At 41.7% G+C, this 14,242-nt stretch carries 24 protein-coding genes; all 24 read left to right on the forward strand.

Annotated features, from left to right (window positions below; genetic code table 11):
- Positions 1-5: 5 nt before the first annotated feature.
- The gene (gene rplP, locus GTQ34_RS13530; protein ID WP_166524349.1) at positions 6-425 is read left to right on the forward strand and encodes a 50S ribosomal protein L16; all 420 of its coding nucleotides are present in this window, start codon (positions 6-8) and stop codon (positions 423-425) included.
- Positions 426-444: 19 nt separating this feature from the next.
- A complete protein-coding gene (gene rpmC / locus GTQ34_RS13535; protein ID WP_166524350.1) occupies positions 445-636 on the forward strand; it encodes a 50S ribosomal protein L29 in 192 nt (63 codons plus the stop codon).
- A gap of 13 nt (positions 637-649) precedes the next feature.
- On the forward strand, positions 650-907 hold the full coding sequence (gene rpsQ / locus GTQ34_RS13540) for a 30S ribosomal protein S17 (RefSeq protein ID WP_014032003.1): 258 nt from the start codon (positions 650-652) through the stop codon (positions 905-907).
- A gap of 2 nt (positions 908-909) precedes the next feature.
- The gene (gene rplN, locus GTQ34_RS13545) at positions 910-1,278 is read left to right on the forward strand and encodes a 50S ribosomal protein L14 (RefSeq protein WP_036379836.1); all 369 of its coding nucleotides are present in this window, start codon (positions 910-912) and stop codon (positions 1,276-1,278) included.
- A 15-nt stretch (positions 1,279-1,293) separates the two neighbouring features.
- A complete protein-coding gene (gene rplX / locus GTQ34_RS13550) occupies positions 1,294-1,605 on the forward strand; it encodes a 50S ribosomal protein L24 (protein WP_166524351.1) in 312 nt (103 codons plus the stop codon).
- Between the two features lie 2 nt (positions 1,606-1,607).
- Positions 1,608-2,159, forward strand: coding sequence for a 50S ribosomal protein L5 (gene rplE / locus GTQ34_RS13555; RefSeq protein ID WP_166524352.1), 552 nt, complete (start codon positions 1,608-1,610; stop codon positions 2,157-2,159).
- 2 nt (positions 2,160-2,161) lie between these two features.
- Positions 2,162-2,431, forward strand: coding sequence for a 30S ribosomal protein S14 (gene rpsN / locus GTQ34_RS13560; RefSeq protein WP_116182586.1), 270 nt, complete (start codon positions 2,162-2,164; stop codon positions 2,429-2,431).
- A 17-nt stretch (positions 2,432-2,448) separates the two neighbouring features.
- Positions 2,449-2,847 carry a 30S ribosomal protein S8 gene (gene rpsH, locus GTQ34_RS13565; RefSeq protein WP_166524353.1) on the forward strand — a complete coding sequence of 133 codons (399 nt, stop codon included), beginning with the start codon at positions 2,449-2,451 and terminating at the stop codon, positions 2,845-2,847.
- A gap of 18 nt (positions 2,848-2,865) precedes the next feature.
- Positions 2,866-3,408: a 50S ribosomal protein L6 gene (gene rplF / locus GTQ34_RS13570; RefSeq protein WP_166524354.1), complete on the forward strand. Its 543-nt coding sequence runs from the start codon at positions 2,866-2,868 to the stop codon at positions 3,406-3,408.
- A 12-nt stretch (positions 3,409-3,420) separates the two neighbouring features.
- Positions 3,421-3,774, forward strand: a complete 354-nt coding sequence (gene rplR, locus GTQ34_RS13575; protein ID WP_166524355.1) for a 50S ribosomal protein L18 — start codon at positions 3,421-3,423, stop codon at positions 3,772-3,774.
- Between the two features lie 7 nt (positions 3,775-3,781).
- A complete protein-coding gene (gene rpsE, locus GTQ34_RS13580) occupies positions 3,782-4,306 on the forward strand; it encodes a 30S ribosomal protein S5 (protein WP_166524356.1) in 525 nt (174 codons plus the stop codon).
- Positions 4,307-4,318: 12 nt separating this feature from the next.
- Positions 4,319-4,498, forward strand: a complete 180-nt coding sequence (gene rpmD, locus GTQ34_RS13585) for a 50S ribosomal protein L30 (RefSeq protein ID WP_166524357.1) — start codon at positions 4,319-4,321, stop codon at positions 4,496-4,498.
- Between the two features lie 13 nt (positions 4,499-4,511).
- On the forward strand, positions 4,512-4,964 hold the full coding sequence (gene rplO / locus GTQ34_RS13590; protein ID WP_166524358.1) for a 50S ribosomal protein L15: 453 nt from the start codon (positions 4,512-4,514) through the stop codon (positions 4,962-4,964).
- A gap of 13 nt (positions 4,965-4,977) precedes the next feature.
- Positions 4,978-6,321, forward strand: a complete 1,344-nt coding sequence (secY, locus tag GTQ34_RS13595) for a preprotein translocase subunit SecY (protein ID WP_166524359.1) — start codon at positions 4,978-4,980, stop codon at positions 6,319-6,321.
- A gap of 3 nt (positions 6,322-6,324) precedes the next feature.
- A complete protein-coding gene (gene infA, locus GTQ34_RS13600; RefSeq protein ID WP_014031991.1) occupies positions 6,325-6,540 on the forward strand; it encodes a translation initiation factor IF-1 in 216 nt (71 codons plus the stop codon).
- 4 nt (positions 6,541-6,544) lie between these two features.
- Positions 6,545-6,661 carry a type B 50S ribosomal protein L36 gene (ykgO, locus tag GTQ34_RS13605; protein ID WP_013621733.1) on the forward strand — a complete coding sequence of 39 codons (117 nt, stop codon included), beginning with the start codon at positions 6,545-6,547 and terminating at the stop codon, positions 6,659-6,661.
- Positions 6,662-6,663: 2 nt separating this feature from the next.
- On the forward strand, positions 6,664-7,038 hold the full coding sequence (rpsM, locus tag GTQ34_RS13610; RefSeq protein ID WP_166524360.1) for a 30S ribosomal protein S13: 375 nt from the start codon (positions 6,664-6,666) through the stop codon (positions 7,036-7,038).
- A gap of 105 nt (positions 7,039-7,143) precedes the next feature.
- Positions 7,144-7,536 carry a 30S ribosomal protein S11 gene (gene rpsK / locus GTQ34_RS13615; RefSeq protein ID WP_166524361.1) on the forward strand — a complete coding sequence of 131 codons (393 nt, stop codon included), beginning with the start codon at positions 7,144-7,146 and terminating at the stop codon, positions 7,534-7,536.
- A 102-nt stretch (positions 7,537-7,638) separates the two neighbouring features.
- Entirely contained in the window at positions 7,639-8,244 is a 606-nt protein-coding gene (rpsD, locus tag GTQ34_RS13620) for a 30S ribosomal protein S4 (RefSeq protein WP_166524362.1), read from the forward strand.
- Between the two features lie 22 nt (positions 8,245-8,266).
- Positions 8,267-9,259 carry a DNA-directed RNA polymerase subunit alpha gene (locus GTQ34_RS13625; protein ID WP_166524363.1) on the forward strand — a complete coding sequence of 331 codons (993 nt, stop codon included), beginning with the start codon at positions 8,267-8,269 and terminating at the stop codon, positions 9,257-9,259.
- Positions 9,260-9,320: 61 nt separating this feature from the next.
- Positions 9,321-9,821, forward strand: a complete 501-nt coding sequence (gene rplQ, locus GTQ34_RS13630; protein ID WP_166524364.1) for a 50S ribosomal protein L17 — start codon at positions 9,321-9,323, stop codon at positions 9,819-9,821.
- 184 nt (positions 9,822-10,005) lie between these two features.
- Positions 10,006-11,118 carry a glutamine-hydrolyzing carbamoyl-phosphate synthase small subunit gene (gene carA / locus GTQ34_RS13635; RefSeq protein WP_166524365.1) on the forward strand — a complete coding sequence of 371 codons (1,113 nt, stop codon included), beginning with the start codon at positions 10,006-10,008 and terminating at the stop codon, positions 11,116-11,118.
- 120 nt (positions 11,119-11,238) lie between these two features.
- Complete coding sequence (gene eno, locus GTQ34_RS13640) at positions 11,239-12,528, forward strand: phosphopyruvate hydratase (RefSeq protein WP_166524366.1); 1,290 nt, start codon at positions 11,239-11,241, stop codon at positions 12,526-12,528.
- Between the two features lie 122 nt (positions 12,529-12,650).
- Positions 12,651-14,189 carry a glycogen synthase gene (locus GTQ34_RS13645; protein WP_166524367.1) on the forward strand — a complete coding sequence of 513 codons (1,539 nt, stop codon included), beginning with the start codon at positions 12,651-12,653 and terminating at the stop codon, positions 14,187-14,189.
- Positions 14,190-14,242 lie beyond the last annotated feature (53 nt).

Genomic DNA, 14,242 nt, shown 5'->3' on the forward strand with positions numbered 1-14,242 from the left:
GTAAAATGTTACAGCCAAAAAGATCAAAATTTCGTAAAGCCCAAAAGGGACGTATGAAAGGGAATTCCCAGAGAGGACATCAGCTTTCCAATGGAATGTTTGGTATTAAGTCCATGGATTCACACTTTATCACTTCCCGTCAAATAGAGGCTGCGCGTATCGCTGCGACAAGATATATGAAAAGACAAGGTCAGTTGTGGATCAAAATTTTTCCGGACAAACCCATTACCAAAAAGCCGCTTGAGGTACGTATGGGTAAAGGAAAAGGTGCTCCAGAATATTGGGTGGCCGTTGTGAAACCGGGAAGAATCATGTTTGAGGTCGCCGGGGTTCCCATGGACATTGCCAAGGAAGCCTTACGACTTGCCGCACAGAAATTACCGGTAAAAACGAAGTTTGTCGTAGCTAGGGATTATTCCGCTTAATTTTTAATTGAGAAGAAAGATGAGACAGTCAGAAATAAAAGAACTTTCAATTGAAGAACTAAAGGAGAAGTTGGCCGAGTTCAAAAAACAACATGCCGACCTGAAAATGGCACATGCCGTTACTCCTTTGGAAAATCCTTTACAGATAAGAAGTACAAGAAGGACGGTGGCAAGACTTGCAACAGAATTAACAAAAAGGGAATTACAATAATTGGTTCTGCCTTATGGAAAACAGAAATTTAAGAAAAGAAAGAATAGGCGTTGTTACCAGCAACAAAATGGAGAAATCAATTGTGGTTTCTGAGGTAAAACGAGTAAAGCACCCAATGTATGGGAAGTTCGTTTTAAAGACCAAGAAATATGTAGCCCACGATGAGAAGAACGATTGCAACGAAGGTGACACCGTTAAAATAATGGAGACTAGACCCTTGAGCAAGACAAAATGCTGGAGGTTGGTAGAAATCCTTGAAAGAGCTAAATAATTATGGTACAGCAAGAATCAAGATTAAAGGTTGCGGATAACACAGGTGCAAAAGAAGTACTTACCATCCGCGTACTTGGGGGAACAAAAAGAAGATATGCTTCCTTGGGTGACAAAATTGTTGTCACTGTTAAAGAAGCAACTCCAAATGGTACTGTAAAAAAAGGTTCAGTTTCAACAGCTGTTGTTGTTAGAACAAAGAAAGAAGTAAGGAGGCCTGATGGTTCCTATATCCGCTTTGATGACAATGCCTGTGTATTGTTGAATCCAACTGGTGAGATGAGGGGAACTCGTGTATTTGGGCCTGTGGCCAGAGAACTTAGGGACAGACAGTTCATGAAAATCGTTTCACTGGCACCCGAAGTGCTTTAAAAGAAATTAAGAGAGATGAAGTTGAAGATAAAAACAGGGGATACGGTAAAAGTCATTGCGGGTGACCACAAAGGCAGCGAAGGTAAAGTGCTTCGCGTGGACCGTGAAAAGAACAAAGCTGTAGTGGAAGGCGTCAACATGGTGTCCAAACACGAAAAGCCCAGTGCTAAGAACCCTCAAGGTGGCATAACAAAAAAGGAAGCCCCCATACATGTTTCCAATCTATCGTTGATCGATCCAAAATCTGGTGATGCCACACGTGTGGGTTACGAGTTGAGAGATGGAAAGAAAGTTAGGGTTTCCAAAAAATCCAATGAAGTAGTTTAGTCATGAGTTACATTCCAAGATTAAAACAAGAATATAAAGAGCGAGTGATCAAAGCACTTTCTGAAGAATTTGGGTACAATAACGTAATGCAGGTACCTAAGTTGCAAAAGATAGTGGTTAGTCGAGGTGTGGGTGCTGCGGTATCCGATAAAAAACTTATCGACCACGCGGTTGAAGAGCTTAGCAACATTACAGGTCAAAAAGCCGTGGCCACGGTTTCCAAAAAAGACGTGGCTTCCTTTAAATTGAGAAAAGGAATGCCCATTGGCGCTAAGGTCACTCTAAGAGGTGAACGCATGTATGAGTTCTTGGACCGTTTGATTACATCCGCCTTACCAAGGGTACGTGATTTTCAAGGTGTGAAAGCTACTGGGTTTGACGGTAGAGGCAATTATAACCTGGGTATCACGGAGCAGATTATCTTTCCAGAAATCAATATTGACAAGATCAATAGGATCAATGGAATGGACATTACGTTTGTGACATCGGCACAAACGGATAAAGAAGCAAAATCATTGTTAACCGAATTGGGATTACCCTTTAAAAAGAACTAAGTATGGCCAAGGAATCAATGAAAGCCCGAGAAAGAAAAAGGGCAAAAATGGTTGCAAAATATGCGGAGAAAAGGAAAGCATTGAAAGAAGCCGGGGACTATGAAGCACTCCAAAAGCTTCCAAAGAATGCTTCTCCCGTGCGCATGCGCAATCGTTGCAAGTTGACCGGAAGACCTAGAGGATATATGAGAACATTCGGTATTTCCAGAGTTACATTTAGGGAAATGGCTAATAAGGGCTTGATTCCAGGAGTTAAAAAGGCAAGTTGGTAAACAGATAAAGATAAAAGATGCTTACAGATCCAATTTCAGATTACTTGACCAGAATAAGAAATGCCAATAAGGCAGGTCATAAGGTAGTGGATATTCCCGCTTCCAATCTTAAAAAGCAGATTACAAAAATATTGTTCGATCAGGGCTATATCCTAAGTTATAAGTTCGAAGATGACAAGGTGCAGGGCAACATAAAAATTGCCTTGAAATATGATAAGTTTACCAAAGAGCCTGTAATAAAAAAACTACAGCGGGTAAGTAAGCCAGGTCTTCGCAAGTATGCAGGTTCTGATGAACTGCCAAGGGTCCTGAATGGTTTGGGCGTTGCCATTGTGTCCACGTCACATGGGGTAATGACCAGCAAGCAGGCCAAGCATGAAAATGTGGGCGGTGAGGTATTATGCTACGTATATTAATTGAGAAAAGAGTAGAAGATGTCAAGAATAGGTAACAATCCAATAGCAATTCCAGAAGGAGTGACCGTTGAGGTAAACGATAATGTCGTTACCGTAAAAGGTAAATTGGGAGAACTTGTCCAAGAGTTTTCTGGGGTTACTGTAAAGGTAGGGGATGCCAATGTAGTATTGGAAAGACCATCCGATAGCAAGGAAAACAAGGCAAGACACGGTCTATATCGTGCTTTGATCAACAATATGGTTGAAGGAGTTTCCAAAGGGTGGACCAAAGAATTGGAATTGGTCGGTGTCGGCTACAGAGCCAGTAACCAAGGCCAAAAACTAGATTTGGCGCTTGGATTTTCACATAATATAGTGATGGACATTGCTCCTGAAGTGAAAATTGAGACCATTTCCGAAAAAGGAAAGAATCCTATCGTAAAACTTACATCATTCGACAAGCAATTGGTGGGTCAAGTAGCTGCCAAGATAAGGTCTTTCCGTAAGCCAGAACCTTACAAAGGAAAGGGAATCAAGTTTGTAGGTGAGCAACTAAGAAGAAAAGCAGGTAAATCAGCTTAATTGATTTAGAATATGGGACTATCAACGACTGAAAGAAAATTACGCATCCGAAGAAGAATACGAAAAGTATCTTTTGGAACTGAAAGCAGACCAAGGCTTTCCGTTTTCAGGAGCAATAAAGAAATATATGCCCAATTGATTGACGACCGCAATGGAGTTACCCTTGCGGCGGCCTCGTCCAGAGATAAGGATGTGGATGCCAAGGGCACCAAAATAGAGGTTGCCAACCAAGTGGGAAAGGCCATTGCAGAAAAAGCGCTTAAGTTGGGTGTTGAAGCTGTGGCTTTTGATAGGGGAGGAAACCTTTATCACGGAAGAGTAAAATCATTGGCTGAAGGAGCTAGGGAAGCCGGACTAAAATTCTAATAAGACTATGTACCAGAAATACAAAAACGTAGAAGTAGTAAAGCCAGGAGGACTGGAGTTGAAAGACCGTTTAGTTGGCGTACAACGTGTTACCAAAGTAACAAAGGGTGGTAGAGCCTTTGGTTTTTCAGCCATAGTTGTGGTTGGTGATGAAAATGGTGTTGTAGGACATGGTCTGGGTAAATCCAAGGAGGTGGCCACGGCCATTGCCAAGGCTATTGAAGATGCCAAAAAGAATTTGGTGCGCATCCCATTGGTCAAAGGTACCGTTCCGCATCAGCAAAAAGGAAAATATGGAGGTGCGCGTGTTTATATTCAGCCCGCATCACCAGGTACAGGAGTTATAGCAGGTGGAGCCGTAAGGGCGGTATTGGAAGCTGTTGGGGTACATGACGTATTGTCAAAGTCCCAAGGTTCGTCCAACCCTCACAATGTGGTAAAAGCAACTTTTGATGCTTTGTTGCAATTGAGGAGCGCCAATGTTGTTGCCAAGCAAAGAGGCGTTTCTTTGGAAAAAGTCTTTAAGGGATAAATAGAGGATAGTATGTCAAAGATTAAGGTAAAACAAGTAAGAAGTGCAATAAAAAAGCCTCAGAACCAAAAGAGAACTTTGGAGGCTCTTGGATTGCGAAAAATAGGACACGTTGTGGAACACGAAGCAACGCCCAATATCCTTGGAATGATAAATAAGGTAAAACACTTGGTTTCCACCGAGGAAGCTTAAAATATATCGGCAGATGGATTTACACAATCTAAAACCAGCAGAAGGTGCTGTGCACAAACAAGGAAAACGAGTAGGAAGAGGAGAAGGCTCTGGAAAAGGAGGAACTTCCACCCGTGGACACAAAGGAGCCAAGTCAAGATCTGGATATTCCAAGAAAATTGGTTTCGAGGGAGGTCAGATGCCCTTGCAACGACGTGTGCCCAAATTCGGATTCAAGAATATCAACAGAAAAGAATATAGAGGCATCAATTTGGGCAAATTGCAAGAATTGGTGGATAAGGGTGTGGTTAAAAAGGAAATTACCTTGGACACCTTGGTGGAAAACCGACTGGCCCACAAAAACGATTTGGTGAAAATTTTGGGAGATGGCGAATTAAAAGCCGCTCTTAAAGTTTCCGTACATAAATTTACTGCATCCGCAAAGGCTGCGATTGAAGCCGCAGGAGGAGAAGCAATAGGTTTATAAGGTAAGGAGAAGCATGAAGAAATTTATTGAGACCATATCAAATATTTGGAAGATTGAAGAACTGAGACAACGTATCATAGTTACCCTCGGGTTGCTATTGGTATATCGTTTTGGAGCACAAATCGTACTACCAGGTATTGATACTACCCAATTGGCAGAATTGACCTCAAACACAGAACAGGGTATTCTGGGAATTCTTAATGCTTTCACCGGAGGTGCTTTTGCCAACGCATCGGTTTTTGCATTGGGTATCATGCCCTATATATCGGCATCCATTGTGGTGCAATTAATGGGTATTGCAATACCCTATTTGCAAAAATTACAGAAAGAAGGGGAAAGTGGAAGAAAAACTATCAACCAAATTACACGTTGGTTGACAATAGGAATCTGTATCGTTCAAGCTCCTGCCTATTTATTTGGTTTAGGTGCTCTGGGTGTTCCGGACAGTGCCTTTATATTAGGTAAAGGTTTGGATTTCATAATTCCTGCAGTGATAATTTTGGTAACTGGGTGCGTGTTCGCCATGTGGTTGGGAGAGAAGATTACAGATAAGGGTATCGGAAACGGTATTTCTTTATTGATCATGATTGGTATTATAGCGACCTTGCCACAGTCCTTTGTACAAGAATTTATCTCCAGAACAGCCAACAATACCGGAGGTATTATGTTCATGTTGATTGAGGTGATCATCTGGTTCTTGGTAATATTGGCTAGTGTACTTTTGGTAATGGCGGTACGACAAATACCCGTACAATATGCCAGAAGGACAGCATCAGGAGGGTATGAGAAAAACATTATGGGGGCCAGACAATACATACCCCTTAAGTTGAATGCCTCTGGTGTTATGCCTATTATTTTTGCGCAAGCCATTATGTTTGCTCCAAGTTTATTGGGAAGAACATTCAACAATACAGCAGTTGGACAATGGATGGAAGTGCAATTTGCCGATATTTTCGGGTTGGCCTACAACATTCTATTTGCAATATTGATAATCATATTCACCTACTTCTACACAGCGATCACTGTGCCCACCAACAAGATGGCCGATGATTTAAAAAGAAGTGGAGGTTTTATTCCAGGTATACGTCCCGGTAAAGAAACAGGAGATTATTTGGATAAGATTATGTCCTTGATTACCCTGCCAGGCTCTGTTTTCTTGGCGCTATTAGCGGTATTGCCAGCGGTAGTTGTGAAGTTAATGGATGTACAAGCAGGTTGGGCATTGTTCTATGGGGGCACGTCACTATTGATTATGGTTGGCGTTGCAATTGATACAGTACAACAGGTGAATTCCTATTTGTTGAACAGGCATTACGATGGTTTGATGAAAACCGGTAAAAATAGAAAAGTAGCATAATTTATGGCAAAGCAGCCAGCAATAGAACAAGACGGAACTATAATCGAGGCATTGTCAAACGCAATGTTTCGGGTAGAATTAGAGAACGGTCATGTTGTGACGGCACACATCTCTGGGAAAATGCGTATGCACTATATCAAATTACTTCCAGGGGACAAGGTAAAACTTGAGATGAGCCCATATGATTTAACAAAAGCAAGAATTACTTACAGATACTAATACGATGAAAGTAAGAGCATCCATAAAGAAGAGAAGTGCCGAATGCAAGATTGTTCGCAGAAAAGGCAGATTGTACGTGATCAATAAAAAGAATCCTAGATTTAAACAAAGACAAGGGTAATTATGGCAAGAATTGCAGGGGTAGATATACCTAAACAAAAACGCGGCGTTATTTCACTTACCTACATTTACGGTGTAGGCAAAAGTAGGGCCCAAGAAATTTTGGAGAAAGCCCAAGTAAGTCAGGACACCAAAGTTTCAGATTGGAACGATGATGAGATTGGAAGAATCAGGGAAGCTGTTTCCGATTATAAAATTGAAGGTGAACTGCGTTCTGAGACCCAGTTGAACATCAAACGTTTGATGGACATCGGTTGTTACAGGGGAATTCGTCACAGATCAGGCTTGCCATTGAGGGGTCAACGTACCAAGAACAACTCTAGGACGAGAAAAGGAAAAAGAAAAACAGTTGCCAACAAGAAGAAAGCAACGAAATAATTATCAGATAGTAGTCATTAGTATTTAGACGTTAGAAGAATCTGTTTGAAATGTAAAAGTCTAGGATTCCAATAACTAAGAGCTAACAACTATAAACTAAAAAATATGGCAAAGGCAAGTACCAAAACAACTAAAAAACGTAAGGTAGTCGTAGAATCTACTGGCGAAGCCCACATTGTGGCGTCCTTCAACAATATAATCATCTCCCTTACCAACAAAAAAGGAGACGTGATATCGTGGTCCTCAGCGGGTAAAATGGGATTTCGCGGTTCTAAGAAAAACACCCCGTATGCTGCGCAAGTAGCTGCCGAGGAGTGTGCAAAAGTTGCTCACGAAGCAGGACTTAGAAAAGTGAAGGTTTATGTGAAAGGACCAGGAAACGGTAGGGAATCGGCTATCCGTTCCATCCATAATTCAGGAATAGAGGTTGCCGAAATCATCGATGTGACCCCACTTCCACACAACGGGTGCAGACCACCAAAAAGAAGAAGAGTTTAACAATCATTAATAATATGGCCCAAAAGGGTCTTCACGATGGTGCATTTTAGATTATCGAAGGATAAGCCTTAATTCATAATCGCACTTTCAAACTAAAAGAAGATGGCAAGATACACAGGACCAAAATCAAAGATCGCTAGAAAATTTGGAGAAGCGATATTCGGGGACGACAAGTCTTTTGAAAAGAAAAATTATCCTCCAGGACAACACGGTAATAACAGACGCCGTGGAAAAAAATCAGAATATGCTGTCCAGTTGATGGAAAAGCAAAAGGCCAAATATACCTACGGTATTTTGGAGCGTCAATTTAGAAACCTATTTGCCGAGGCCAAAAGAAAAGATGGCGTTACCGGTGAAGTGCTCCTGCAATTGTGCGAATCCCGCTTGGACAACGTAGTATACCGAATGGGCATAGCCCCTTCTAGAAGAGGAGCCCGTCAGTTGGTTTCACACCGTCACATCACTGTTAATGGAAATGTGGTCAATATCCCATCCTATAATCTAAAAGCAGGTGACGTTGTAGGCGTAAGAGAAAAATCAAAATCCGTCCAGGCCATTCAAGATTCCTTGTCTGCCAACAGCAGCGTTTACGAATGGATCACATGGAATTCAGAAAAGAAGGAAGGCACATACGTTGCCATTCCCGAAAGAATCCAGATTCCTGAGAACATCAAGGAACAACTGATCGTGGAATTGTACTCTAAATAAAAATTCAACACTAATCCAAATTATGGCATTACTTAATTTTCAGAAGCCCGATAAAGTTATAATGATAGATTCCACAGATTTCGAGGGGAAATTTGAATTCCGCCCTTTGGAACCTGGTTATGGATTGACAGTTGGAAATGCCCTGAGAAGGGTCTTACTTTCCTCCTTGGAAGGTTTCGCCATTACTTCTGTGCGCATTGATGGAGTGGAACATGAGTTTTCTGTCATTCCAGGTGTTGTTGAAGATGTGACCGAAATTATCTTGAACCTTAAACAGGTTCGATTTAAAAGACAGATTGATGATGTAGAGAGCGAAACGGTGTCCATTTCCATCAGCGGTAAAGAACAGTTGACAGCTGGGGATTTCCAAAAATTCATCTCAGGATATCAAGTGCTTAATCCAGATTTGGTGATCTGTAATATGGATCCCAAAGTGGGCATCAACATGGAAATCATTATCGAAAAAGGTCGTGGTTATGTTCCTGCGGAGGAAAATAAGAAATCCAATGCACCATTGGGAAGCATTGCTGTAGATTCTGTTTACACTCCAGTAAAGAATGTAAAATATAGCATCGAAAACTTCAGGGTAGAGCAGAAGACCGATTACGAAAAATTGATTTTCGAAATTGTGACCGATGGCTCCATACATCCTAAAGATGCATTGACCGAGGCCGCGAAGGTATTGATACACCACTTCATGTTGTTCTCTGATGAGCGCATTACTTTGGAAGCGGATGAGATCGCCCAAACGGAGACCTATGATGAGGAATCGTTGCACATGAGACAATTGTTGAAGACCAAATTAGTGGACATGGACCTTTCCGTAAGGGCATTGAACTGCTTAAAAGCTGCCGAAGTAGATACTTTGGGCGACTTGGTTTCCTTTAATAAGAATGATTTGATGAAGTTCAGGAACTTTGGTAAAAAATCGTTGACCGAATTGGAAGAATTGGTATTGAACAAAGGACTTGAATTTGGCATGGACCTCTCCAAATACAAATTAGACAAAGATTAAGTAATCATATTTTGCTCCCCATAATAAATGGGTTTGGAAGCAAGATGATAAAACGAAGAAAATGAGACACGGAAAGAAATTCAATCACTTAGGAAGAACAGCAGCCCACAGAAAGGCTATGTTGGCCAATATGGCCTGTTCCCTAATCGAGCATAAAAGAATAAATACCACTGTGGCCAAGGCCAAAGCTTTGAAGCAATTTGTAGAGCCCTTGATCACCAAATCGAAGTCAGAGAATAACCAAACTGTCGAAAAGGGAACGCACAATAGAAGAATTGTGTTTAGCAGCCTTAGAAACAAATATGCGGTAACTGAACTTTTTGGCACTGTTGCCGAAAAGGTGGGTGATCGCCCGGGTGGATATACAAGAATCATTAAGCTGGGTAACCGTCTTGGTGATAATGCCGACATGGCCATGATTGAGTTGGTGGACTTCAACGAAGTTTACAACGCTGGAAAGCCTAAGAAAAAATCCACAAGAAGAAGTAGAAGAGGAGGAGGTAAAAAAGTGGAAGCAGCCGCACCGGTCGCTGAAACGGTAACCGATGACTCTGAAGAATAATAAAAATGTTATTAACTATTGTATTAGTGGAAAAAGGATAAGTGAAAACTTATCCTTTTTTTATGTTTTTTTGTGAAACTGAAATTGAATTGTCCCCTTGAGGGTACTAAAGGGGTGTTTTCAAACTAGAGAATAAAGGAAGACAAAAAATAGAAGTAGGGAGCAGTATAAAACTAATCACACAATGAAGTATCAAACAAGAAAAAAAGCATTGATTTTGTTGGCCGATGGAACCATTTTTTACGGAAAGGCCGTTGGGGACAAGGATGGTACCGCAGTAGGGGAAGTATGTTTCAATACGGGTATGACCGGATATCAAGAAATTTTTACCGACCCATCGTACTACGGTCAATTGATGGTGACTACCAATGCCCATATAGGCAACTACGGTACCCATCATGATGAAATAGAGTCTGACTCCATTAAGATTGCTGGACTTATCTGCAAAAATTTCAGCTATGAATATTCCCGCCCCAGTGCCAATATGGGCTTATTGGAATTTCTGGAAAAGAACAACCTGTTTGCCATTTCAGATGTTGATACACGTGCATTGGTAAGTTATATTCGAGAAAATGGCGCCATGAATGCGTTAATTTCCACAAGAGTGGACGAAATAGAGACCTTGAAAAAGGAATTGAAACAGGTTCCAAGTATGGAGGGCCTTGAGCTTTCCTCTAAGGTTTCCACACAGGAACCGTACTATTACGGAGACGAAAATGCCGACATTCGTATTTCGGCCTTGGATATTGGCATCAAAAAGAATATTCTTCGAAATTTGGCCAAAAGGGGCGCCTACATAAAGGTTTTTCCATACAACACTTCATTTGAGGAAATGAAGGAGTGGAATCCAGATGGATATTTCATATCAAACGGTCCAGGGGATCCACAACCACTAACTGAGGCCATTGCGGCTACCAAAGAAATGATCAAATCCAATAAACCTTTATTTGGAATTTGTTTGGGACATCAGGTTTTGGCTTTGGCGAACGGCGTTTCCACCTATAAAATGCACAATGGGCACAGGGGCATCAATCATCCCATTCTGAATTTGGTCACAGGTAAAGGCGAAATAACTTCCCAGAACCACGGTTTTGCCATTAATAGGGAAGAAGCCGAGGCGCATCCCGATTTAGAGATTACGCATAACCATTTGAACGACCATACCGTCGCCGGTATACGAATGAAGGAAAAGGATGTTTTTTCGGTACAATACCATCCCGAGGCAAGTCCCGGCCCCCATGATGCCGAGTATCTTTTTGACCAATTTTTTGAGGTCATCAAAACAGGACGTAACTAAAACGTTATAGTTTTATTTTTAGGTTATTTCATGTGTTTTTGCGATGATATCTTGAAGTAAAAAAGGCAATGCTTTCGTATCTTAGCCTAATTCATTGTCAACCAAAAACTTTAATAAAAGATGAGCTTAATTATAAACATTCATGCGAGACAGATTTTAGACTCACGGGGCAATCCTACGGTAGAGGTGGATGTAGTTACCGAAAATGGTTTCTTGGGAAGGGCTGCAGTGCCGTCTGGAGCATCTACCGGAGAACATGAGGCCGTTGAACTGCGTGATGGAGGAGATTCCTTTATGGGAAAAGGTGTAGGAAAGGCCGTTGATAACGTCAATACCGTCATCGCCGAGGAATTGGTGGGCGCATCAGTTTTTGAACAGAACCATATTGACCAAGCCATGCTCGATCTGGATGGTACACCGAATAAATCCAAACTAGGTGCAAATGCCATTTTGGGTGTTTCCCTTGCTGTTGCCAAAGCTGCAGCCAACGAATTGGGAATGCCTTTGTATCGTTATGTGGGTGGGGTAAGCGCAAATACGCTACCCGTACCTATGATGAACATTATAAACGGAGGTTCGCATTCTGATGCCCCAATTGCATTTCAAGAGTTCATGGTTATGCCTGTAAAGGCCAAGGATTTTAGTCATTCCATGCAAATGGGGACCGAAATTTTCCACAACCTGAAAAAAGTGTTGCACGACCGTGGTTTAAGCACTGCAGTGGGAGACGAAGGAGGTTTTGCGCCTACTTTGGATGGAACCGAGGATGCTTTGGATACAATTGCAAAAGCTGTTGAAAAAGCAGGATATAAATTTGGTGATGAGATTATGATAGCTCTGGATTGTGCTGCTGCCGAATTTTACGTTAATGGGAAATATGACTATACTAAATTCGAAGGAGATAAAGGAGCTGTAAGAAGTTCAGCGGAGCAAGCCGAATATTTGGCTGAACTCTGTGAAAAGTACCCCATCATTTCCATCGAGGATGGAATGGATGAAAACGATTGGGATGGCTGGAAATTGCTTACTGAAAAAGTGGGAGACAAAGTCCAATTGGTTGGGGATGACCTTTTCGTGACCAATGTGGAACGTTTGTCCCGGGGCATAGAAAATGGCATTGCCAATTCCATTTTGGTCAAAGTAAACCAAATAGGAACCCTTACGGAAACTATTGCTGCGGTAAACATGGCCAAAAACGCCGGATATACTTCTGTAATGTCGCACCGTTCTGGAGAAACCGAGGACAACACCATCGCCGATTTGGCCGTGGCATTGAATACGGGACAAATAAAGACCGGGTCAGCATCCAGAAGTGACAGGATGGCCAAATACAACCAGTTGTTGCGCATTGAGGAGGAGTTGGGCAATACTGCGTACTATCCTCAGGAAAAAGCCTTTAAGGTGAAATAAATGATAATGATTTTTTAGCATAGCTAAGGCCTTTCTCAATCGGGAAAGGCTTTTTTTTGTTACACTAACAAACTTTGTCTAAATTGAAGATTCAACCGAACTAGCAAACTTTTCTTTTTTTAATGAACAACTTTCTATTTGTTGCAGCGGAGAATGATGCACTGGCCAATTGTAAGGCCGGAGGAATGGGTGATGTGGTCCGCGATGTTCCCCGACAGATTTCCGAACGGGGTGATAAAGTGCATGTGGTGGTGCCTTCTTATGGCCGCCTTCATCAAAATGGACTTTTTAAGACCCACCTCAATTTTAATCTAAGAGGTTTGCCCTATACGGCTGAGCTATATGAAGTAAAACCCAAAAAGGAACTTCCGAATATTGTTCATTACGTAATACATCACCCAGAAATTGAAGCAGGCGGCATAGCCCATATTTACCATGACGACCCAAAGGAACCATTCTATACGGATGCCATCAAGTACTTTATTTTCTGTACGGCAGTTGCCGAAGCAGTTAAAAAAGGGTCTTTTGGCGAGTTAGACGTGATACATCTTCACGATTGGCACACCAGTCTTATGCTGTTCCTTCGTGAATATCATCAAGAATACATTAACCTTAAAGATGTCAGGGTGGTTTTCAGTATTCACAATTTGGCCATACAGGGTATCAGGCCATTCGATAACAATTATTCTTCGCTGAAGAATTGGTTTCCGGAGGTCCCCATCGACTATATGGCACTTATGGACTACCGTTATCAAGACTGCATCAACCTTATGGCATTGGGCATTCGATTTGCAGATGCAGTGCATACCGTTTCCCCGTCTTACAAGGAAGATGTACTACTGCCCAGCTCACCTCCCGAATTTATTGGAGGGGAAGGTTTGGAAAAGGACTTGCAGAAGGCTGACCAAGAGGGCAGATTGTTCGGAATACTCAATGGCTGCAATTACAAAAATGTGAATCAAGAGGCAAAAGGAGAGATTTATCGAAATACGGTTAAGGCACTCTTTGGATGGTTGCAACAAGAGGATAAAAAATATAAAGCGGATTTTTTGGCCCATACCGGGGAAAAAATCATGGAATACGTGGGAAATAAACCCAAATTCATAGCCTCGAGCGTAGCTCGATTAACAGAACAAAAGTTTTATTTCTTCAAACGTTCGCCCGAAGCGTTTGTTGAGATTCTAAAAAAATTGGAGAAAGCGGACGGTATTTTTATGCTCTTGGGAACTGGCGCCCCAGAATATGAAGAACTGTTCCGGGAGCTAAGCTACGAACACAAAAACTTCATATTTACCAATGGACAATCGGAAAAACTGATTGATTCCATCTATTTGGAATCTGACCTGTATTTTATGCCGAGTCTCTTTGAGCCCTGTGGTATAAGCCAAATGTTGGCCATGAGAAACGGCAATCCGTGTTTGGTGCATTATACTGGAGGACTCAAGGATACGGTCCACCACATGAAAACAGGCTTTTGTTTTGCTGGCGATAGCTATGATGAAAAAATAAAGAACATGTTGGAGGCATTCGACATGGCATTGGACGTTTTTCAAAATGACAAACCAACATGGAAGAAGATTCAGGAAGCTGCCAAAAGAAAGCGTTTTACTTGGAAAAAGTCGGTGGACAACTACTATAAATTACTTTACAAATTGGACTAGAACAACCATCATCTGAATACGTGATCACGAATCCTTAAGGCTTTCATAAATAA

This window comes from Flagellimonas ochracea (assembly GCF_009903685.1).
Taxonomy (GTDB): Bacteria; Bacteroidota; Bacteroidia; order Flavobacteriales; family Flavobacteriaceae; genus Flagellimonas; species Flagellimonas ochracea.

Coding starts and splice junctions, on each gene's coding strand:
- rplP (WP_166524349.1), top strand. CDS start 6: ATGTTACAGCCAAAAAGATCAAAATTTCGTAAAGCCCAAAAGGGACGT.
- rpmC (WP_166524350.1), top strand. CDS start 445: ATGAGACAGTCAGAAATAAAAGAACTTTCAATTGAAGAACTAAAGGAG.
- rpsQ (WP_014032003.1), top strand. CDS start 650: ATGGAAAACAGAAATTTAAGAAAAGAAAGAATAGGCGTTGTTACCAGC.
- rplN (WP_036379836.1), top strand. CDS start 910: ATGGTACAGCAAGAATCAAGATTAAAGGTTGCGGATAACACAGGTGCA.
- rplX (WP_166524351.1), top strand. CDS start 1,294: ATGAAGTTGAAGATAAAAACAGGGGATACGGTAAAAGTCATTGCGGGT.
- rplE (WP_166524352.1), top strand. CDS start 1,608: ATGAGTTACATTCCAAGATTAAAACAAGAATATAAAGAGCGAGTGATC.
- rpsN (WP_116182586.1), top strand. CDS start 2,162: ATGGCCAAGGAATCAATGAAAGCCCGAGAAAGAAAAAGGGCAAAAATG.
- rpsH (WP_166524353.1), top strand. CDS start 2,449: ATGCTTACAGATCCAATTTCAGATTACTTGACCAGAATAAGAAATGCC.
- rplF (WP_166524354.1), top strand. CDS start 2,866: ATGTCAAGAATAGGTAACAATCCAATAGCAATTCCAGAAGGAGTGACC.
- rplR (WP_166524355.1), top strand. CDS start 3,421: ATGGGACTATCAACGACTGAAAGAAAATTACGCATCCGAAGAAGAATA.
- rpsE (WP_166524356.1), top strand. CDS start 3,782: ATGTACCAGAAATACAAAAACGTAGAAGTAGTAAAGCCAGGAGGACTG.
- rpmD (WP_166524357.1), top strand. CDS start 4,319: ATGTCAAAGATTAAGGTAAAACAAGTAAGAAGTGCAATAAAAAAGCCT.
- rplO (WP_166524358.1), top strand. CDS start 4,512: ATGGATTTACACAATCTAAAACCAGCAGAAGGTGCTGTGCACAAACAA.
- secY (WP_166524359.1), top strand. CDS start 4,978: ATGAAGAAATTTATTGAGACCATATCAAATATTTGGAAGATTGAAGAA.
- infA (WP_014031991.1), top strand. CDS start 6,325: ATGGCAAAGCAGCCAGCAATAGAACAAGACGGAACTATAATCGAGGCA.
- ykgO (WP_013621733.1), top strand. CDS start 6,545: ATGAAAGTAAGAGCATCCATAAAGAAGAGAAGTGCCGAATGCAAGATT.
- rpsM (WP_166524360.1), top strand. CDS start 6,664: ATGGCAAGAATTGCAGGGGTAGATATACCTAAACAAAAACGCGGCGTT.
- rpsK (WP_166524361.1), top strand. CDS start 7,144: ATGGCAAAGGCAAGTACCAAAACAACTAAAAAACGTAAGGTAGTCGTA.
- rpsD (WP_166524362.1), top strand. CDS start 7,639: ATGGCAAGATACACAGGACCAAAATCAAAGATCGCTAGAAAATTTGGA.
- GTQ34_RS13625 (WP_166524363.1), top strand. CDS start 8,267: ATGGCATTACTTAATTTTCAGAAGCCCGATAAAGTTATAATGATAGAT.
- rplQ (WP_166524364.1), top strand. CDS start 9,321: ATGAGACACGGAAAGAAATTCAATCACTTAGGAAGAACAGCAGCCCAC.
- carA (WP_166524365.1), top strand. CDS start 10,006: ATGAAGTATCAAACAAGAAAAAAAGCATTGATTTTGTTGGCCGATGGA.
- eno (WP_166524366.1), top strand. CDS start 11,239: ATGAGCTTAATTATAAACATTCATGCGAGACAGATTTTAGACTCACGG.
- GTQ34_RS13645 (WP_166524367.1), top strand. CDS start 12,651: ATGAACAACTTTCTATTTGTTGCAGCGGAGAATGATGCACTGGCCAAT.